At 71.2% G+C, this 18,056-nt stretch carries 20 protein-coding genes; 2 read left to right on the top strand and 18 right to left on the bottom strand.

Going from position 1 to position 18,056, the window contains the following annotated elements; all coding sequences use genetic code 11:
• Positions 1 to 50 precede the first annotated feature (50 nt).
• The 5 genes from ACFWIA_RS14490 to ACFWIA_RS14470 all read right to left on the bottom strand — a co-directional run bounded on the left by ACFWIA_RS14490 (position 51) and on the right by ACFWIA_RS14470 (position 4,361).
• Positions 51 to 425 carry a beta/gamma crystallin domain-containing protein gene (locus tag ACFWIA_RS14490; protein WP_387004007.1) on the bottom strand — a complete coding sequence of 125 codons (375 nt, stop codon included), beginning with the start codon at positions 423 to 425 and terminating at the stop codon, positions 51 to 53.
• 289 nt (positions 426 to 714) lie between these two features.
• The gene (locus tag ACFWIA_RS14485; protein ID WP_387004005.1) at positions 715 to 1,329 is read right to left on the bottom strand and encodes a class I SAM-dependent methyltransferase; all 615 of its coding nucleotides are present in this window, start codon (positions 1,327 to 1,329) and stop codon (positions 715 to 717) included.
• Between the two features lie 46 nt (positions 1,330 to 1,375).
• Complete coding sequence (locus tag ACFWIA_RS14480) at positions 1,376 to 2,290, bottom strand: aminoglycoside phosphotransferase family protein (RefSeq protein ID WP_387004002.1); 915 nt, start codon at positions 2,288 to 2,290, stop codon at positions 1,376 to 1,378.
• A gap of 215 nt (positions 2,291 to 2,505) precedes the next feature.
• A complete protein-coding gene (locus ACFWIA_RS14475) occupies positions 2,506 to 3,147 on the bottom strand; it encodes a DUF1326 domain-containing protein (protein WP_387003999.1) in 642 nt (213 codons plus the stop codon).
• A gap of 620 nt (positions 3,148 to 3,767) precedes the next feature.
• A complete protein-coding gene (locus ACFWIA_RS14470; protein ID WP_387003996.1) occupies positions 3,768 to 4,361 on the bottom strand; it encodes a TetR/AcrR family transcriptional regulator in 594 nt (197 codons plus the stop codon).
• Between the two features lie 96 nt (positions 4,362 to 4,457).
• Between ACFWIA_RS14470 and ACFWIA_RS14465 the strand changes: the two genes are divergently transcribed.
• A complete protein-coding gene (locus ACFWIA_RS14465; protein ID WP_387003994.1) occupies positions 4,458 to 4,835 on the top strand; it encodes a DUF4267 domain-containing protein in 378 nt (125 codons plus the stop codon).
• Positions 4,836 to 4,843: 8 nt separating this feature from the next.
• Here the strand turns inward: ACFWIA_RS14465 and ACFWIA_RS14460 are convergent, their stop codons facing one another.
• The 5 genes from ACFWIA_RS14460 to ACFWIA_RS14440 all read right to left on the bottom strand — a co-directional run bounded on the left by ACFWIA_RS14460 (position 4,844) and on the right by ACFWIA_RS14440 (position 9,370).
• Complete coding sequence (locus tag ACFWIA_RS14460) at positions 4,844 to 5,491, bottom strand: YdcF family protein (RefSeq protein WP_387003992.1); 648 nt, start codon at positions 5,489 to 5,491, stop codon at positions 4,844 to 4,846.
• 25 nt (positions 5,492 to 5,516) lie between these two features.
• Positions 5,517 to 5,939, bottom strand: coding sequence for a cytidine deaminase family protein (locus ACFWIA_RS14455; protein ID WP_387003990.1), 423 nt, complete (start codon positions 5,937 to 5,939; stop codon positions 5,517 to 5,519).
• Positions 5,940 to 6,405: 466 nt separating this feature from the next.
• Positions 6,406 to 7,455 (bottom strand): transcriptional regulator, encoded by a 1,050-nt coding sequence (locus ACFWIA_RS14450; protein WP_387003987.1) that lies wholly within the window; start codon positions 7,453 to 7,455, stop codon positions 6,406 to 6,408.
• Positions 7,456 to 7,581: 126 nt separating this feature from the next.
• On the bottom strand, positions 7,582 to 8,058 hold the full coding sequence (locus tag ACFWIA_RS14445) for a hypothetical protein (protein ID WP_387003985.1): 477 nt from the start codon (positions 8,056 to 8,058) through the stop codon (positions 7,582 to 7,584).
• 46 nt (positions 8,059 to 8,104) lie between these two features.
• Positions 8,105 to 9,370, bottom strand: coding sequence for a helix-turn-helix domain-containing protein (locus ACFWIA_RS14440; RefSeq protein WP_387003983.1), 1,266 nt, complete (start codon positions 9,368 to 9,370; stop codon positions 8,105 to 8,107).
• Between the two features lie 177 nt (positions 9,371 to 9,547).
• Between ACFWIA_RS14440 and ACFWIA_RS14435 the strand changes: the two genes are divergently transcribed.
• Entirely contained in the window at positions 9,548 to 10,039 is a 492-nt protein-coding gene (locus tag ACFWIA_RS14435) for a hypothetical protein (RefSeq protein WP_387003980.1), read from the top strand.
• Positions 10,040 to 10,062: 23 nt separating this feature from the next.
• Here the strand turns inward: ACFWIA_RS14435 and ACFWIA_RS14430 are convergent, their stop codons facing one another.
• The 8 genes from ACFWIA_RS14430 to ACFWIA_RS14395 form a co-directional block, all read right to left on the bottom strand.
• Positions 10,063 to 10,293, bottom strand: coding sequence for a DUF397 domain-containing protein (locus ACFWIA_RS14430; RefSeq protein WP_387003977.1), 231 nt, complete (start codon positions 10,291 to 10,293; stop codon positions 10,063 to 10,065).
• The gene (locus ACFWIA_RS14425) at positions 10,290 to 11,108 is read right to left on the bottom strand and encodes a DUF5753 domain-containing protein (RefSeq protein WP_387003974.1); all 819 of its coding nucleotides are present in this window, start codon (positions 11,106 to 11,108) and stop codon (positions 10,290 to 10,292) included. Before ACFWIA_RS14425 ends, ACFWIA_RS14430 begins: the two co-directional genes overlap by 4 nt.
• A 222-nt stretch (positions 11,109 to 11,330) precedes the next feature.
• Positions 11,331 to 11,771, bottom strand: coding sequence for an NUDIX hydrolase (locus ACFWIA_RS14420; RefSeq protein ID WP_387003972.1), 441 nt, complete (start codon positions 11,769 to 11,771; stop codon positions 11,331 to 11,333).
• Positions 11,768 to 12,910: a CHAD domain-containing protein gene (locus ACFWIA_RS14415; protein ID WP_387003969.1), complete on the bottom strand. Its 1,143-nt coding sequence runs from the start codon at positions 12,908 to 12,910 to the stop codon at positions 11,768 to 11,770. The genes ACFWIA_RS14420 and ACFWIA_RS14415 overlap by 4 nt, the downstream gene beginning before the upstream one ends.
• Positions 12,891 to 15,122 carry an RNA degradosome polyphosphate kinase gene (locus ACFWIA_RS14410; protein WP_387003967.1) on the bottom strand — a complete coding sequence of 744 codons (2,232 nt, stop codon included), beginning with the start codon at positions 15,120 to 15,122 and terminating at the stop codon, positions 12,891 to 12,893. The genes ACFWIA_RS14415 and ACFWIA_RS14410 overlap by 20 nt, the downstream gene beginning before the upstream one ends.
• A gap of 373 nt (positions 15,123 to 15,495) precedes the next feature.
• Entirely contained in the window at positions 15,496 to 16,581 is a 1,086-nt protein-coding gene (locus tag ACFWIA_RS14405) for a hypothetical protein (RefSeq protein ID WP_387003965.1), read from the bottom strand.
• Positions 16,578 to 17,510: an ABC transporter ATP-binding protein gene (locus ACFWIA_RS14400; protein ID WP_387003962.1), complete on the bottom strand. Its 933-nt coding sequence runs from the start codon at positions 17,508 to 17,510 to the stop codon at positions 16,578 to 16,580. Before ACFWIA_RS14400 ends, ACFWIA_RS14405 begins: the two co-directional genes overlap by 4 nt.
• Positions 17,507 to 17,959: a GntR family transcriptional regulator gene (locus tag ACFWIA_RS14395; protein ID WP_387004173.1), complete on the bottom strand. Its 453-nt coding sequence runs from the start codon at positions 17,957 to 17,959 to the stop codon at positions 17,507 to 17,509. The genes ACFWIA_RS14400 and ACFWIA_RS14395 overlap by 4 nt, the downstream gene beginning before the upstream one ends.
• Positions 17,960 to 18,056: the final 97 nt, after the last annotated feature.

Genomic DNA, 18,056 nt, shown 5'->3' with positions numbered 1-18,056 from the left:
CGGCGAACTGCCGGCGCTGGCGCCGCCGCGGGACTGGACGCTCAGCCCGGTCAGAAAATCTCGATCCGAGTCACCTTGTGGATGTGGCCAGGATTCCACGAACTCCACTTTTCTATGGTGACGCTTTCCAGCCCCGGACTGCTGAGATTCCGCTGGAACTGGATGTTCACCCTATTGTTGCCCGACTCGATCCAGTTGACGCCATAAATGGCCACACCCACGAATCCGCGGTCGGCGAAACAGAGAACGCTCTGACCGTTGTTGTTGTGGATCTCCAGATAATCGGTCCGGTTGCAGGGCACGCCGTGGATGGGCGGGGCGATACTGCTGCTGGCAGCGGCGGGTACGGCGAAGGCGGCCAAGGCGGCCAAGGCGGCCATCGCGGCGACAGCGACCCCGAGAGGTCGACGTAAGGGCAGCTTCACGTTTCTCTCCTCTATTGCGGATCAGGTGCCCCTACCGTAACGAGCGCCTCCTGCCCATCGGAACAGCCTTATCGGCCAATGCTTACATGGACCAGACATGTACCTTCAGCAGAAGGATTCTCGGTCGACCGAACATTCACGCTCCGAGAATCGGCCAGATTCAGGAAAGCGAAAAGTCCCCACACCCTCCCTCATTCTCCTGACACCTCCGGCCCCGAGAGGGCTCGACGCGGCGAGCCCTCCCGAATGCGCGTCGCAGCAGGTGTCGAGCGGCCCCACCGATCCCGGTTCAGGGCCCGGGCTTGCGCCAGGTCAGCGAGTACCGGCGGAGCACGTGCCGGCGGTAGCGCACGCCGGGCAGCAGCCGTCGGGCCCCGGCCCGCACCTGCCCGTACCCCATCCCGGGAACGGCGACCGGCACCCCCTCCGGACCGCCCGCCCGACGCAGCACCTTGGTGATCCGCACGACCGGGGCCGCCGCGATCAGCGCGGCCCACTCCCCCGGGCTCGTCTCCCGCGCCAACCCGACCACCACCAACACCCCGCCCGGGCGCAGCAGTTCACGCATCCGCAGAAGCGCGTCGTCGAAGTCCATGTGGTGGACGGTCGTCACCGAGCAGATGAAGTCGTAACCCGCCGCAGGCAGCTCGGCCGCGAGGAAGTCCCCTTCGACGAAGTCGAGTCGAGGACGGCCGACGGGGTGCTCCCGGGCCCGGGCGATCATCTCCGGCGAGCTGTCGATCCCGGTGACCCGCTGCGCCCGCCCGGTGAGCTTGCGCGCCAACAGCCCGTCCCCGCAGCCCACGTCCAACGCGTCGCCGCACCCCTCGGGCACGGCGCGCAGGATGCCGGGGTGTCGCGCGACGTTGGTGTTCCAGTACGGCTTCGGATCGGGCTCGCCCATCGCGCCATCGTGTCATCGCGGGCGGGCGCCGAGAGGTGGTTCCCCCTCAGCGGTCGGCCGTAGCGATCAGGCGGCGCAGCGCGGCCTGACCGGGCGGGCCCCAGCTCTCCTTGCCACCGAGGCGGCCGTGGAGGCCGTCGTCCCCGACCGAGATGCAGACGAAGGCGCGCAGCACCGCCCACCCGCGGGCGCGCCGCAGGGTCGCGGCGTCCACGGTCGGCCGGTAGGCCCGGTGGAAGCGGTCGACGGCGCCGTCCGGCAACAGCAGCCAGGGCGCGGAGAGGTCATTGGCCGGGTCGCCGGCGAAGAGGTCACCGAAGTCGATCACGCCGCAGAAGGTGCCGTCGGCGGTGAGCACGTTCGCCGGATGCAGGTCGCCGTGGAGCCACAGCGCCGGGCCCTCCCACTCGGGCGCGGCGAGGGCGTCCGCCCAGACCGCACGGACGCCGTCCGGGTCGGGGATCAGCCCCGCACCGGTGAGCGAGGCGAGCCCGTCGGCGAAGTGCCCGACGTGGTCGGACAGCGGACCGCCGCGGCCACGGCCGGTGGGCGCCCCGTCGGGTGCGGGTCGGTGCAGGGCCGTCAGGAAGGCGGCCAGGGAGTCGGCCGCTTCCGCGCGCGTGGCGGGGGCGCGGTCGGCGGGCTCACCGGGCACCCAGGTGGTGACGATCCAGCTCCGCGGGAACCGCTCGGACGGCTCGCCGAGGCGCTGCGGAACGGGAACCGGCAGGGGGAGGTGCGGGGCGAGCGTGGGCAGCCAGCGGTGTTCCTTGAGCAGCAGCTCGTCCGCGGTCTGCGTCGCCCAGGGCAAGCGGACCACGAGCTCGTCGCCGAGCCGCCACAGTTGGTTGTCCCAGCCGCGCGCGCCGAGTTCCACGGGGTGGTCGGCCAGATCGGGGTGCTGGTCGCGCAGCAGGTCCCGGACCAGTTCCGCGGTGATCTCCGTCTTGGTGTGGGTCATGCGCATCCACCGTAGTGGGTGCCTCAGGCGTGCAGTGCGGTCGGCGTCTGCGCGCGGGCCCGTTCGTACAGCGCACGGGCATGTCGGTTGCCGAGGTGCGGCTTGACCAGACCGAACATCCGCTTGACCCGGCGGTCCACCCGCCCGCCCGCACTGACCGCACGGTCGCCCGCCCGCGGACCGCGGACGGGCGTGCCGAGGGGGCGGGGACGCGGTCAGGCGTCGGGCCGCCAGTCGAACGGGAAGTGCTTGCTGGACCCTCCGCGGTAGGTGCGGGAGAAGTCGAAGCCCTCCGCACGGTCCGCGTTCACCACGCCCCAGGTGGCGACCTGTCCGGGACCGACCTCCGCACCGGGCGCGTTGATCAGCTGCACCCGGCGGCCGGGGTCCGCGGTGGGACCGGTGAGCGCGACGGCGCCGACGTCCACCCGGTCGGACACGGTGGCGCGCCAGTACGCGAGGTCCGGCGCGGCGTCGAAGCGGATCGGGGCGTACTCCACGCCGCGCACCTCGCTGATCAGCGCACCGAACGTGCCCGGCCAGCCGCCGACGTTGCCGCGGAAGACCTCCTCCAGTGCGTGGCGCTGCGCCGGCGTCCCCTTGGCGTCGACGTAGAACATCGCGGCCATCGTGGCGTCCGGGTCGCCCACCCACATGTTCCCGACGAACTCGCCGAGCGCCACGACGCCCAGGCCGTCCAGCCGGACGTTCCCGAAGTGGCCCTCGTGGATCTGCCACACCAGCGTGAACAGGCAGGCACCGTCCGTCGGGGCCTGCGCGAAGGTGCAAGGACAGGGCATCGAGCAGCTGCACACGTCGAACCACTCGCCCTTGAGGTGCCAGTCGGTCTCGCTCATCACCGTTACCCCTTCCCGAATACCCCGGCGGGGTATCCACTGAAGCGAGGCTAGCCCGCACCCCGACCGCCGTCAATTACCCCAGGGGGGTATTGAGTTGGCCGGCGGACGGCTGCGGACCACGAGCCCGTGTCCACGCCCGTGCACACCCCTGTCACAGGACCACGACAGCCCCAACCGCACAGCGCCCGCATGACCGAGATGACCTCCCCCTCCGCGATCCGGCGCCCTCGCTCCCGGGCCGCGGCACTCACCACCGCGGCCACGGCACTCGCCCTGGCCGCCCCGGTCGCGGTGACGGCCGGGTCCGCGCAGGCCGCCCCCGCCACCCCCGTCTCGGTCCTCAAGTACACCGCCGGCGAACGCAAGGCGGCCCTCACCCACTGGACGCCCGCCCGCATCAAGGCCGTCGGGACGCCTCTTCTTCGTCAACGCGAACGGCTCCGACACCTGGTGCACGGCGCCTTCGCGGTCCGTGCCGCCGCCACCCCGCGCAGCTGGCAGAACGACTCCGTCAACGACCTGGCCGCGCTCGCCGTCGACGCCGATGAACGAGGTCGCAAGCTCACCGACGTCGTGGGCGGCCGGGCCAACGCCTTCCACCGCGCCGTGGGCGGCACTCAGCCCGCCCGGGCGCCGGCGACCTGGGCGACGAGGAAGTCGAGCCGCTCCTCCTGCCCGCCCCGGGGGATGCGGCCGGTGTCCGACAGGACGGCCATGCCGTGCAGGGCGCTCCAGGTGACTTCGGCGAACAGTTCGCGGCGCTCCTCGTCCGCGCGGAAGCAGCTGACGAACTCGCCGAAGGCGGCCCGTAGCGGGGGCGGCGTCTCGGCGCTCGCGAACTTCAGGTCGGTGGGCAGCACGAACATGGCCCGGTACAGGGCGGGCCGCCCGGACGCGAACTCCAAGTAGGCGCGGCAGACGGCACGCAGGGCGTGCCCCGACTCCGGCGCACTCTCCGGGGCGCCCTGCCGCGCGCGGCGCAGCTGGGCGGCGAGTTCACCGAAGCCGTCGAGGGCGACGGCGCTGACGATGGCGTCCTTGCCGTCGAAGTGGCTGTACAGCACGGGTTGGCTGTACTCGACGCGCTCGGCCAGCCGTCGCGTGGTCACCGCCTCCCAGCCTTCGGCCTCAGCGAGTTCACGCGCGGCCGTGACGATCAGCTGGTGCCGGTGGGCGCGTTCCCGTTCACGACGCTCGTTGATGGCGGACATGCCGACATCCTAGCAACGCTAGACATCCTTTCGAAGCTAGGTCTATCGTCGCTACTAACGCTAGCAGCGCTAGATACACGAAAGGGGAAGCACCCCATGCTCACCAACGTCGCCTACGTCCTCGCCGGACTGATCGGCGCGGGCATCGTCTTCATCGGCGCGCGCACCTTATGGGCACCGCAGGCCGCGGTCGACTTCGGCATCCCCGGCACGCCGACCGAGGACCGGACCTTCCGGGCCTGGCTGTCCGTCAAGGCCGTGCGCGACATCGCCGCCGGCCTCTTCGTCTTCGTCCTGCTGCTCGGAGCGACACCCCACCTGCTCGGCTGGTTCCTGCTCGCCGCGACCGTCATACCCGTCGGCGACGCGCTGATCGTGCTGCGCAGCAACGGGCCCAAGTCGGCCGCCTACGGCATCCACGGGGCCACCGCCTCGGTGATGCTGACGATCAGCCTGCTCCTGCTCCTCGCATGACCTGACCGCTAGGCCACCAGGCGGCTCGTGAAGCCCGCGCCGCACAGTCGCTCGTACGCGGCGACCACGTCCCCGGGCACGTCCTGCTCGATCATGAACCCCTGCCGCGGGTAGACCACGAGCCGCTGGAGCGCACCGACCAGCATGTCGATCACCAGCCGACCGTCCCCGATGGCGTCCACGTACGCCCGGAACTCCATCGGCGCCGAGGTGCACACCACCTCGACCCCGGGCCACAGCCTGCGCAGGGTCGCGTACGCCCGCCGCTGCTCGTACGGCTTGGACACCAGGAGGACGGACGAGACGTCGACCCCCGCCGCCTCCAGGAGCTTCCGCGCGTACGTGATGTTCTGCCCGGTGTTCGTGGCGTGCGGCTCGACCAGCACCGCACCGGACGGCACCCCGAGGTCCAGCGCGTGCTTCCGGTAGGCAACGGCCTCCCCCTCCGGGAAGCGGGCCCGCGTGGTCGGGCTGTTGGCCCCGCTGAACACGAGCAACGGCACCAAACCCGCCGCGTACGCCTCCGCCGCCGTCGTCGCCACGCTCAGGTCATGACTACCGAGCCCGATCGCGACCGAACACGCCCTCGGGACGTGATGCATCTGGTGGTACTCCCAGACGGTCCCCGCGTCCCGCCACACCTGCGCCGAAATCACTGACCGTTCCCCTCTCCGGTGCAACCTACTCGGCGTCGAGCCGGTGATCGGCCCAAACGTAACTCTCGGGCAGCAACTCGGCGATCGGGACGGCTCGGGCGCGGACACCGGCGCCGACGATCACCTTGACGGCGGGGAAGTAGTCGAGCAGGACCTGACGGCACCGGCCGCACGGAGGAATGACACCCCGCCCGCGATCGCCCACGGCAACAATGGTCTCCAGCTCGTACGCGCCCTGGGCGGCAGCCGCACCGATGACGACCAGCTCGGCGCAGGGCCCTCCGGTGAAGTGGTACGCGTTCACTCCCGTGACGATCCGGCCGTCCCGAGCGCGGGCCGCGGCCGCGACGGTGTGGTTGTCGCCCTGGCAGCGGGTGCGAGCGGTGTGCTCCGCGGCCTCGATGAGTTCGCGGTCGACGGGGTCGCCGCGGTGGGTCTGCGTGGTCACCTTCACTGCCTTCGTCAGGGTCGCAAGCGCCGTCGGCCCACGTGACGGGGGCGCGCGAGCGGGCTTCGGCGGAGTGCTTGGTTCCGCCACGCTGTCGCGGCGGATCCTACTGCGCTGCTCCTTCACCGCGGACGCCCCGGCCTGCTGGGACCCGGGACTGACCCGTAGCCGGAGTACGGACCGTAGCCCCACTGCGGAAGTCCGTTGTACCTGATCCTCCACTCGAATCGTGCAACACGATGGCCACCATGCCCGCCATCCGACCGGCCACATGGCACAGTGCCGTACGGGCCTTGACCGTCTGCGGCTCGGACAGCCGCATACCGAGTTCCGCGAAGTCATCCAGGAGCCCGGCCAGCACCTCCGCGGGCGACTGCCGGAGCGGAGCCCGGAACCGACCGTGCCGGCGGCGAGCGCGCCGAGCGGGACGTGACGGCGGATCACCGGTCCCCCTACCCAGGCAGCGTCACGGACCCTCACCCCGTGTCCGCTGGCGGACCCGCTCGTTCAGCTGCCGTGCCACCGGGCTGGCCAGGTACGGGCGGAGCAGACCGGGAATCCGTGCCACGTGCTGGTCCACCCGTCCCGACTGCATCGACGGCAACCCGTCCAGCACCGCTCCCCAGGAGGCGCAAGCTGCCTCCAGGTGCCCCGTCTGAAGCTGTCGTTCGGCGAGCATCGAGCCGAAACGGAGAGCGGACCGGTCGCTGTCGGAGGCATCCCGCAAACGGAAGTGCGCGCGTAGCGAGGCGACGCTGCCCGTCGTGTCGCCGAGGGCGTGGCGGACTTGGGCCACGTGGTACTGGAGGGTCGACGGGTTGTACCCCCCGAACGTCTTGGCCCCGCTCAGGGCCCGGTCCATGGCCCGCTCCGCCCGTCGTAGACAACGCCAGGCTTCAGCCCGGTCGCCGGCCACCGCGTGCGCGTGGGCCTGCTGCCCGGCCATGAACGCCACCATCCCCGCCTGCGGCGGTCGCGCGGTGGACGCCTCCGCCAGGTCCACCGCGGTCCGCCCCTCACCGAGGTCCACGGCGTGCACGGACATGCCTCGCAAGATGTGACGGTACGACCGCTGGTCGTCAACGCTCCGCGCCAGCTCCAGCGCCTGGTCGAAGTGGCGCCGCGCGAGAGCGTCCTGCCCTTCGTCCATCGCCATCCACCCGGTCAAGTAGGCGCAGAACGCGACGGCCGTCGTCAGTGCGCCACGGACCGGCTCGGTGGAGTCCGCCCGGAGGGCCACGGTCGCGGGGCCCTTGAGGAACGCGGCGGCGACGGGCCGGACCGCCCGTCCGCCGTACCGGTCGTCCAGCCGGGAGAGCGCAACGGTGACGTCCTCCACCACGCGCACTTCGCCCCGCCCCACCCGTGCGACCCGTCCCGTTCGCATCGCGTCCGCCCGTGCCACGAGATCCGTCCAGCCCGGATGGGCGAGCGCCAGGGCGCCGATGCCCACACCGAGAAGCCGGCGTCGCCCCAAGTCCCCCACGTCCACCGTGTCCACCTCTCGGTAGCTCACGAAGTTCCGTACCCCGTCCAGGATCGCCGAGACGACCCCTCACGGACCAGTACACAATCGGGTCACCCGGCCGTTCCCTCGAACTCCCGCCGAAGGCAAGAACACCTCGCGGATGTCCGGGGTCGGTCAATCCCGTGTGGCGCCGGCCGGCCAGATCACCGTCACGGGCACGCCCTTCTCGCGTGCGTACGCGACGACGTCGGCGCTTCCTCCGTACCCGCGCGCGGGCTGCCCGTCCCAGACGGCGATCAGTTGATCGACCTGGTCGACCAGGATTTCGCTGCCCGCCATGTGGGCACGGGAACCGGACGCGTCGAGTCCCGTGCGGTGCACGGCAGTAGCTCGGCGGAGGAGGTCATCGTAGGTGCCGTGGTGCCAGTCGGGCAGGTCCGCGCGGTACGCCTCGGCAGGCAGGACGACTTCCAGCTGCCCGCCGTGTTGGAGGACGGCCAGGGTAAACCATGTGTCGGGGCCATCGGCGATGCAGCTCACGACCACCAGTTCAGTCGCGTTGTAGGAAGCCACCGCCTCGGCGAGGAGACCCCGCACCTGCACTTCGACCTCCTGCGACAGACCTCGGTGGCCAGTGATTCCCAGTCTCATGATTGATCTCCCATCTCCTTGTGATGCGGGTAGCCCCTACAGACGCCTACATGTATGCGTCGTGGAGTCTCGCGTCGAAATCCTGAACGATTGCCGGCGGTGTCTTCGATGTGTAGCTCCGGCGGAATGTGCGAGCACGTTCGACAACACGGCCGGAGCGCAGTCGGAGGCCCGTATCGAGAGCGCGGGTGGCAAGGTCAAATGCGATATCCATGTGACCGGAAGCCAGATGACCAACCGCCATGTCCAAACCGAGCAGCGCCCGCTGTTTGTGGTGGTGGGAAGACAAGGCTGCCTTCGCGTCATCGAGTGACGTGGCGACCCATTGAGGCCGTGCCAACCGTGCGCCACAAGCGACCCGAGCAGCTGCCACCTTGCGCTGATCGAAGGCGAAGACCCAGGGCCAAGGCGGCGGCTCTTCTGCCGACATCTTCTCCACTCCATCCGCGCTGTCGAGGAGAGCTCGATCCGCCGCATGCCCGTTCCCAGCCGTGGCATGGGCGACGGCTTCGAGAGCCGCCAGCCATGCAGTGGCGATGGCCGGCTGATCATCCCCGAGTTGGCCTCGGGCGCTGCGGATCATCCTCAGGCCCTGGGTCACGTTGCCGGCCTCAACCTCGAACTGGGCCAAACTGCCCTGCTGGTATGCCATCAACAGCCGGTCACCAGAGCGCCGAGCAGCCTTGATCGCGGCCCCGTACCAGGTCCTTGCCGAACCGGTGTCTGCCATGTCCCAGCTCAACCATGCAGCAAGACTGGCTGCTTCGCTCCCCACCGCGGCGAGCTGGGCCCGACTCACAGGATCGACGGCTCGGGCCGCCACGGTTTGCACCAGCCGCATATGGCCTTGAACGGTGTCAGAGAGCTGCCGAGCTTCGACGGTGGCGTCCATACGTCGATATGCGTTGGTGGCGAGACGCAACGCGTCCGCTTGGTCGGCTACTTCCCCAGAGAAGCGAGGCGATGGACCGCTGACGGATGACCGCGCGGCGTTGGCCGGCTTCTGCGCGAGGAACCGGCGTCCAGGCGTCCATTCAGGCCGCATTGGTGGCAATGCGGTTGCCACATCTGAGCCCGCGAGGCCAACCAGCGCGGGAGAGATTCCCAGGTGCCCAGCGGCTCTGGCAAGGGTGGTCATGTTGTAGGCACCAACTCCCCTCTTCTCCATCCGGGAGATCGCTGACTGCGACAGCCCGCAGGCGTGACCTAGTTGCCGCTGGGTCATCCGAGCCTCCTTGCGAGCCAGCTCTATGACCCGCCCGTAGTCGCCGATCCCAGAGGCTTCGCGGGCCTTGTTCTCCGACCAGCTCATGACCGTCTGCTCCTCACCATATGCATCCGTTCGTAGGATGCGGATCTCCTTATGCACCTGCGAATACGCGCATGGGTCAGGCGCATCAAGTCTCAGCGTTCCCTCGGTAAAGGCGTTTTCCTCATGACACGACCTGCGTTCCTTCCATCCTGCAAGTGACTCAAGGAGAAACACCAGATGCCAACCCGCGACGATCCACCGAAGCCCGGCGCCCTAGTCCGCGACACCCAACGGGACGCGCTGGGCGCGTTCATGGGGGAGGTGGGCGGGCGGTGGTTGCTGCGGCCCCTCGGGGGTGGCCGGGAGTGGGAGGCGGAGCCGTCACAGGTGGAGGCCCTGGCGGCGCCCGTGCCGCGAGCCGTCCGGTACCGGTTCGGGGACCGAACGCACTCCCCCGGCGCCGGGCCCCGGCTGCTCCCCTGGTCGTCACCCGAGGGCAAACCCTGCTACCTCGCGACCGCCGACGAGGACGGATACCTCTCCCGACTCGCAGACGGAGTGGAAGCCACCCAACTCAGGATGGCGGAGGACCTGCTCGGGCACGCCCACGCGATGCTCGACGAACCCAAGCTCACCGTCCCGGAACTCCGCTTCACCGTAGCCCGGTTGGCGGAAGCGCTGAGCGACACGCTCCGGGTCGCCCACAGCCGCGGCGGGCGCTCGACGTAGGGGCCCGCCAAGCCCCCGGTCCCTCACCCGGCCGGGTGACCAGTGCCGTGCCGGACGGCGAGCGCCACCAGGCCCGCGAACGCCGCCGCCGTCAGGACGAGGTGCGGGCCGTCCGGGTCCTTGCCGTCCCGGACCCGGACCGTACCGGCCACGGGTCCGGGCGCCCACTGCACGCACTGCCCGCCCTCACCACCGCTGTACGTGCTCTTGCGCCAGGAGGCCGGTCCCGGAACGGTTCCGGGAGCGGTGCTCACCGACCGTGCTCCTCTGCGATCTCCCGGATGAACGACAGGGAGAGGTCCGGCGACAGGGCGGAGGCGCGGAGGCGTTCGTAGGCGGTGCGGGCGTTGCTGACGGCCACTGCGGAATCGTTTACGTGGCCCACGTCCCGTGCCTCCGAATACACGACGGTGGGCCCCTCGTTGGGCTTCAGCAGCGTGAACGCCATGGACGAGGCCGGGGCGCCGGCGGTGAACCGGAGCACCTGGAGCGTCACATGGGGACTCGCGGCCTCCCGGAGCAGATAGCGCAGTTGGCTCGACATGACGGCCCGACTGCCGACGACCGTGCACAGGACGGACTCGTGCAGGATGATCCACAGCAGCGGCGGCATCGTGGTGTCCATGACCTCGCGACGGCGCATCCGCGCTTCGACCCGCGCCTTGATCTGGAAGTCGTCCTCCCGGGGGTGCGCGGCGCGGAAGGCGGCTTCGGCGTAACTGGGCACCTGGAGCATGCCCATCACGAACATGTTGCTGTAGTCCTCGATGCGGGCCGCCTCCCGTTCGAGCTTGAGGTAAGGCACGAACCATCCTGGATGCCCTCGTTCGTTGATCCGGTTGAGCAGGCGGGTGAACCAGCCCGAGGTGCCGAAGTAGCGGTCGCAGCCCTTGGCGAACGCCGTCGAGGGCAGCGCCTTTCCACTGCTGACCTTCAGTACGTACGGCACTTCGTACCCCGTCGCGTCGGCGAGGTACTGCGGTGTCACCCCCTTGTGCAGCAAGGCTTCGGAGATCTCGCGTCCGAACCATTCCAAACCGTCCGTCGGCCCAACAGCTCCTTCGGTCATATATTCAACTCCAGTGCTTTTCGGGCGGTTTGGAAACTCCCTCCCCCTTCCGGAGGTTACGCACGGCTCATCCCACTGCGGAGGGACGTACGCTCCGTAATCGGATACGCGGTCCGCGCGCGTGACCGGGCGGACACCAGTGCGGGGCGCCCGCACCGGTGGAGGTGTGGACGCCCCGGGGTCGCGGTGGCGGTGGCGGTGGTACTGGAGTTGACGCGGGAGCTACGCGTGGGGCGCGGTGGCGGCGAGCAGCGCGTCGACCAGGATGCGGTCGTGTGCGTGGGTGAGCCGTGCGCGGGCCTCGTCGGGGGCCAGCCACAGCAGGTGGTCCACCTCGTCGTTGGGGACGAAGCGACCCTGAGTGGCTTCGGCCGCCCAGTAGGAGACCTGTTTGGGCCGTCCCCCCACCTCGTAGCGGACCGTGGGCAGCACCGTACCGGGCAGGCAGGCGTACCCGGTCTCCTCGGCGACCTCGCGCAGCGCCCCGGTCAGCGGGTCCTCGCCGCGTTTGAGTTTGCCCTTGGGGTGGCTGTAGTCGTCGTAGCGGGGCCGGTGGACGAGGCACAGTTCGATGCCGTCGCCCCCGTGCGGTGTGCGTCGCCACAGCACGCAGCCGGCCGCGTGGATCGTGCGGTCGGTGCCGGGCGTCGGGTGGTCGCTCATCCGGTGGTCACCTCCCGGGTCCAGGCCCGCTGGAAGGCGTAGCGGGCCGCTTCCACTTCGTGGCGCTGGTCGGCGTGGAGCACCCCGAGGGCGTACGCGGTCGCCGGGGCGATGCGCGGGGTGCGGGCCGCCGTGGCCGCCGCCGTCGCCGCCTCGGACGCGTCGCGGTGCTGGTCGAGGGCGCGTCCCGCACGCAGCAGCCGGGCGAGTTCCGGTTCGGCTCCGGCGGGTGCGCCCAGCACCTCGTGGGCGTAGCGGTGCAGTCGCAGCAGGAGGCGGACCTGGTGCCAGGGGGCGTCCTGGGCCTGCGGCGAGGGCTCGGCGGCGAGCGCCTCCGCGTTGTACGGGTGCCCGGCCGTGAGCAGGGGCAGCATGCCGGTCGCGTCGAGGAGCCGGGCCTCGGCTTCGGTGGCGAGGGGGGTGAGCGCGGCGGCGGGGGCCGCGGCGGCCGGGGTGAGGGGGACCTCGCTGGCGAGGACGGCGACGCTGTCGGCGACGGCGTGGAAGCGGGCGGAACCGAGGGCCTGGAGGGCCGCCGAGTGGGCCCGGGTGCGGGCCAGGGTGAGTTGGCGTTCGAGGAGGGCGCCGGCCTTGGCGGCGCCGAGGGTGAGGCTGCCCGGGGCCCCCGCGGCCGGGGGGAGCGGCGGGCCGGCGACGGGCGGGGCCACCGTGCGGACGGTCCGGGTGCCGGTGGCGGTGCCCGCCGTCCCGGTGGCCCCGGCTCCCCCTACGGTGGGTGCCGCCGTGCAGCCGGGCGGGTGCGCGGTGCGCGCCGGGCCCGGTACGGGCACCTTGCCGGAGAGCCGGGCCAGTGCGGCGAGCAGCCGTTGCAGCCGGTCGCCGTGGGCGTGTTCGCCGGCCAGGGTGCCCGAGAGCCAGGCCAGTTCGGCGCGCAGCGCGTCGGACCACTCGCGGTCGAGCAGCGGGCGGAAGGTGTGCAGGGTGCCGCTGATGCGGCGGGAGGAGCGGCGCAGTCGCGCCGCCGCCTCGGCCGGGGCGGGGTTGCCGCCCGCCCCGGACCCGGACTCGCGGTGCAGCCTGAGCGAGCGGAGGAAGTCCGTGGCGCGGGCCTGGAGGTAGGCCGCGAGGACGTCCCCCGCCGTCGGGTGGACCACGGGGTCAAGGTTTCGATGTGCCACGCCTGCGCCTCCGGGCGTCAATGAGCATCTCCTGTACGTTCCGCAGCGGTTGGCCGTCCGCATCGGTCGCGTGTCGGGTCCATTCGCCGTCCGGTCCCAGGTGCCACGAGCTGGTGGAGTCGGACATCCCGGTCTCCAGCAGCCGGTTGAGGGTGGCCCGGTGGGCGGGGTCGGTGACCCTGACGAGCGCTTCGATGCGGCGGTCGAGGTTGCGGTGCATCATGTCGGCGCTGCCGAACCACACTTCGGGTTCGCCCCCGTTGCCGAAGGCGAAGATCCGGGAGTGCTCCAGGAAGCGGCCGAGTACGGACCGTACCCGGATGTTCTCCGAAAGGCCCGGAACACCGGGTCGCACGGCGCAGATGCCGCGGACCCACACGTCGACCGGCACCCCCGCCTGGGACGCCCGGTAGCACGCGTCGATCAGGGCCTCGTCCACCATGGAGTTGGCCTTGATGCGGACGTAGGCGGGGCGGCCGGCGCGGTGGTGCTGGACCTCCTTGTTGATGCGCGAGATCAGCCCGTCCCGCAGCGACTTGGGGGCGACGAGCAGCCTGCGGTACGTCTCGCGGCGGGAGTAGCCGGACAGCCGGTTGAACAGGTCGGACAGGTCGGCGCCGACCTGGGAGTCGGCGGTGAGCAGCCCCAGGTCCTCGTACAGGCGGGCCGTCTTGGGGTGGTAGTTGCCGGTGCCGACGTGGGAGTAGCGGCGCAGCGTGTCGCCCTCCTGGCGGACCACCAGGGAGAGTTTGCAGTGGGTCTTGAGGCCGACGAGTCCGTAGACGACGTGGCAGCCGGACTCCTCCAGCTTGCGGGCCCACTTGATGTTGGCCTGCTCGTCGAAGCGGGCCTTGATCTCCACCAGGACGAGGACCTGTTTCCCGGACTCGGCCGCGTCTATCAGCGCGTCGACGATCGGGGAGTCGCCGGAGGTCCGGTACAGGGTCTGCTTGATGGCGAGGACGCCCGGGTCGGCGGCGGCCTGTTCGAGGAACGCCTGCACGGAGGTGGAGAAGCTGTCGTACGGGTGGTGCAGCAGCACGTCCCGTTCGCGCAGCGCGGCGAAGATGTCCGGCGCGGACGCGGACTCCACCTCGGCGAGGTCGCGGTGGGTGCCGGCGATGAACTTCTGGTACTTCAGCTCGGGCCGGTCCAGCGAGGAGATCCCGAACAGGCCGGTGAGGTCGAGCGGGCCGGGCAGCGGGTAGACCTCGGCCTCGCTGATCTTCAGCTCGCGCACCAGCAGGTCGAGCACGTACCGGTCGATGGACTCCTCGACCTCCAGCCGCACCGGGGGTCCGAAGCGGCGGCGCATGAGTTCCTTCTCCAGGGCCTGGAGCAGGTTCTCGGCGTCGTCCTCCTCGACTTCGAGGTCCTCGTTGCGGGTGAGCCGGAACATGTGGTGCTCCAGCACCTCCATGCCCGGGAACAGCTCCTCCAGGTGCGCGGCGATGACGTCCTCGATCGGTACGTACCGCGAGGGCGAGGCCTCCAGGAACCGGGACAGCAGCGGGGGGACCTTGACCCGGGCGAAGTGCCGGTGTCCGCTCACCGGGTTGCGGACGACGACCGCGAGGTTCAGCGAGAGGCCCGAGATGTACGGGAAGGGGTGCGCGGGGTCGACGGCCAGCGGGGTCAGCACGGGGAAGATCTGGTGCCGGAACAGGGTGAACAGCCGGGCCTGTTCCTTGTCCGTCAGCTCGGCCCAGCGCACCAGGTGGATGTCGTGCTCGGCGAGGGCCGGGGCCACGTCCTCCTGGAAGCAGGCGGCGTGGCGGGCCATCAGTTCCCGGGAGCGGGCCCAGATCATGTCCAGCACCTCGCGGGGCTGGAGGCCGGACGCGGAGCGGGTGGCCACGCCGGTGGCTATGCGGCGCTTCAGTCCGGCGACCCGGACCATGAAGAACTCGTCCAGGTTGCTGGCGAAGATGGCCAGGAAGTTCGCCCGTTCGAGGAGGGGGGTGTTCGGGTCCTCGGCGAGTTCGAGCACCCGCTCGTTGAACGCGAGCCAGCTCCGCTCCCGGTCCAGGAACCGGCCCTGGGGGAGTTGGGCGCCCTCGGTGTCGTCGTCCTCGTAGGCGTCGAGGTCGGCGTCGATGTCGGGTTCCAGATCGGACACCGCCGCGGAGACGGTGTGCGGGCGGTGCGCGGCGATCGACCCCACGGAGGGCTGCGCGTGCTGGACCTTGGCCTGGGCGTCTGGCTGACTCATGGTCCCATTGTTCCGCTTTACCGGGCGGGGCGGCGCGTCGGAGCGGGCGCGGGGGAGCGCGGGCGTCCCGTTGGCTCGGGGGGCGGGCGCGGCGGGCTGCATGCACCAAGCGTGGCAACCCCGTCTGAATGCGTGGTTACGAGGACATGACGTGCGGGGCAGCGCGAGGCGGCCCCCGGACGCCGTGGTGCGGGCGTCCGGGGGCCGGGGCCCTGGTCAGGGGCCGTGGTGAAAGGCCGTGGCCGTGGTCAGGGGCCGTGGCCGTGGTGCGTGGTCGAGGGCCGTGGTCAAGGGCCCTCCGGTACGGGCCGGGCGCGCGCGGTGGCGTGCCCGGCCCGTCCCCCCGTGCAGCGGACTTCAGGGCCTCGGGGTTCTAGGGGGCGATCTTGCGCAGCACCCGCAGCGAGACGAAGACGGCGAGCGCGGCGAGCGCCAGCACGATGCCGGTCTCCACCAGCTGGAGCGGCCAGAAGTGGGAGGCGGGGTGGTAGTCGATCCACCGGCCGGCGTATCCCTGGCCCCGGAGGCATGCGACGCTCTCCCTCCCGGGGCAGTTCAGCCAGGTGTGCGGCACCCGGTCCCCGTCGAGGGTGAGCAGCCCGAAGTCGAACTGGTAGGAATTCCCCGCAGGGAACGCCCCTTCCCCCTCGCCCTTGCGCACATAGGTCTCGTGCGGCCACAGGTACGGCCGCAACTGGGCCAGCCCGACGAGGACGCCCACCGTGCCGAGCAGGGCGGCGGCCATCGACAGGATGACCCGGCGCACCAGCAGCCCGACCAGCGCGCCGAGGGCGACCGCCAGCACCAGGTAGGCCACCAGTACCGGGCCCAGGCTGGGGAAGACGCTCTCGTTCGACCAGAGCATGCCCTCCTCCACGGACGTCGCCCGTGCGAAGCGGATCAGCCCGACGCAGACCGTGCCCGCGACGATCACCACCGCACAGCCCAGCACCAGGCGGCCGGTCAGCCAGCGGCGCGGGGTCTCGGCCTGGGTCCAGGCCAGCCGGAAGGTCCCGGACTCCAGTTCCCGTGCGATGAGCGGGCCCGCCACGAAGACCGCGACGAGCACCACCGGGACGAGCACCCACAGGTCCAGTTCCGTGACCAGCAGCCGGTACCAGGACAAGGCGCTCTGATAGCCGAAGTCGGAGTCGTAGCACTCGGACAGGCGCTTCAGGTCCTCGTCCTTGGTGAGCATGTCCCTGTCGCGGAAGTCGCACCGATCCCGGTCCGGCGCCAGCCGCGTCCACAGGTACAGGCCGAAGGTGACGGCGGTGGCGAGGAGCACGGCGACGCCCGCGATCCGGACCGCGCCCCGGTGGACCAGGTGGGTGGCGCGCAGGGTGGCGCGGAAGCCTCCGGAGTCCGGCCCGCGGGGACCGGTGGGCGGCGGGGTGACCGCGTCGGGCCCGGACGGGGCGGCGGTGCCGGTGCCCGGGGCGGGGGCGGGGGCGCTCACGCGGCCACCCCCGTACGGTTGACGGCCGGGTCGGCGCCGGGGGTGAGCAACGTGGGGGCGCCGGGTGAGCGCAGATGGGCGAGCAGGACGTCCTCCAGGGTCGGCTCGCTGGTCTCCCAGCCGAATTCGACGGGGCCCGTGGGGCGGATCAGGGCGGTGGTGCCCCGTCCGGTGGCCCGGGACTCCACGACGGTGTGGACGGCCAGCTCCTCGACCGGGCCGCGCCCGACGACGAAGGCGTGGGCGCCCATCAGGTCGTCGATGGTGCCGCCGAGCCGGACCCGGCCCTCGCTGACGAGGAGCAGGAAGTCACAGGCGGTGGCCAGCTCGCCGAGGATGTGCGAGGACATCACGACGGTGGTGCCGTGCTCGGCGGCCTCCGCGAGGAGGGTGCCCATGAGCTGGTGGCGGGCGAGCGGGTCGAGATCGGCCATCGGCTCGTCCATCAGCAGCAGCTCGGGCCGCTTGGCGAGGGCGAGCGCCAGCGCGACCCGGGTGCGCTGACCGCCGGACAGCGCCTTGATCCGGGCGCCCTTGGGCAGCGCGCCGTCCCCGACGATCCGCCGGGCGACGGTGGCGTCCCAGCGGCCCGGGTTGAGCTCGGCGCCCAGTCGCAGCGTCTCGCCGACGGTGAGCTGCGGGTACAGCGGCTTCTCCTGGGCGACGTAGGCGATCCGCTCGCGGGCGGCGGCCGGTCGGGTGCCGAGGACGGACAGGGTGCCCGTGCTGGGGTGGGCCAGCCCGGCGGCGAGGCCGAGCAGTGTGGACTTGCCCGCGCCGTTGGGTCCGACGACGGCGCAGACCCGGCCCGCGGGCAGCCGGAAATCGCAGCCCCGCAGGGCCCAGCCGTCCTTGCCGCCGGTCCCCCGTGCGCGGCGCCCGCCATAGCGTTTGCCGAGGTCGGCCGCCTCGATGGCGGTCTCGGTCATGCGGTGTCCCCCTCGTGAGTCCGTCCGCCCTCGGACGGTCCGGTCAGGTGTGGTGCCGGCGGTGTTCCGTCGGCGGCGGTGAAGTGCTCGTCCAGGACCGAGGCGAGCAGCGCGGACGCGTCGTCCCGGTCGAGCCCCGCGGCACGGGCCCGAGCGGCCCAGGCGGACAGCTCGGCCCTCAGCGGCGAGTCGGCGGCCCCGGCACCGAGCCGACGTCGCACGAAGGTGCCGAGTCCGCGGCGGGCCTCGACCAGGCCCTCCCGTTCCAGCTCCCGGTACGCCTTCAGGACGGTGTTCGGGTTGATGGCGGTGGCTTCCACGACCTCGCGGGCGGTGGGCAGCCGGTCACCCGGTTCCAGCAGACCGAGCCGCAGCGCCTGCTTGGTCTGCTGGACGATCTGGACGTAGGTGGCGACGCCGCTGCGCCGGTCGATCCGGTACTCGACCACTCGAACAACCACCCTTTCACTAATTGAGTAGTGAAAGGGTGGTGCAAGTCCCCGGTGATCGTCAAGTCGAACCCGGAATCACACCCCTGACCTGCAC

The sequence above is a fragment of the Streptomyces sp. NPDC127068 genome (assembly GCF_042724695.1).
Taxonomy (GTDB): Bacteria; Actinomycetota; Actinomycetes; order Streptomycetales; family Streptomycetaceae; genus Streptomyces.
Note: the sequence above shows the minus strand (reverse complement) of the source record. Positions and strands in the feature narration are given on the sequence as shown.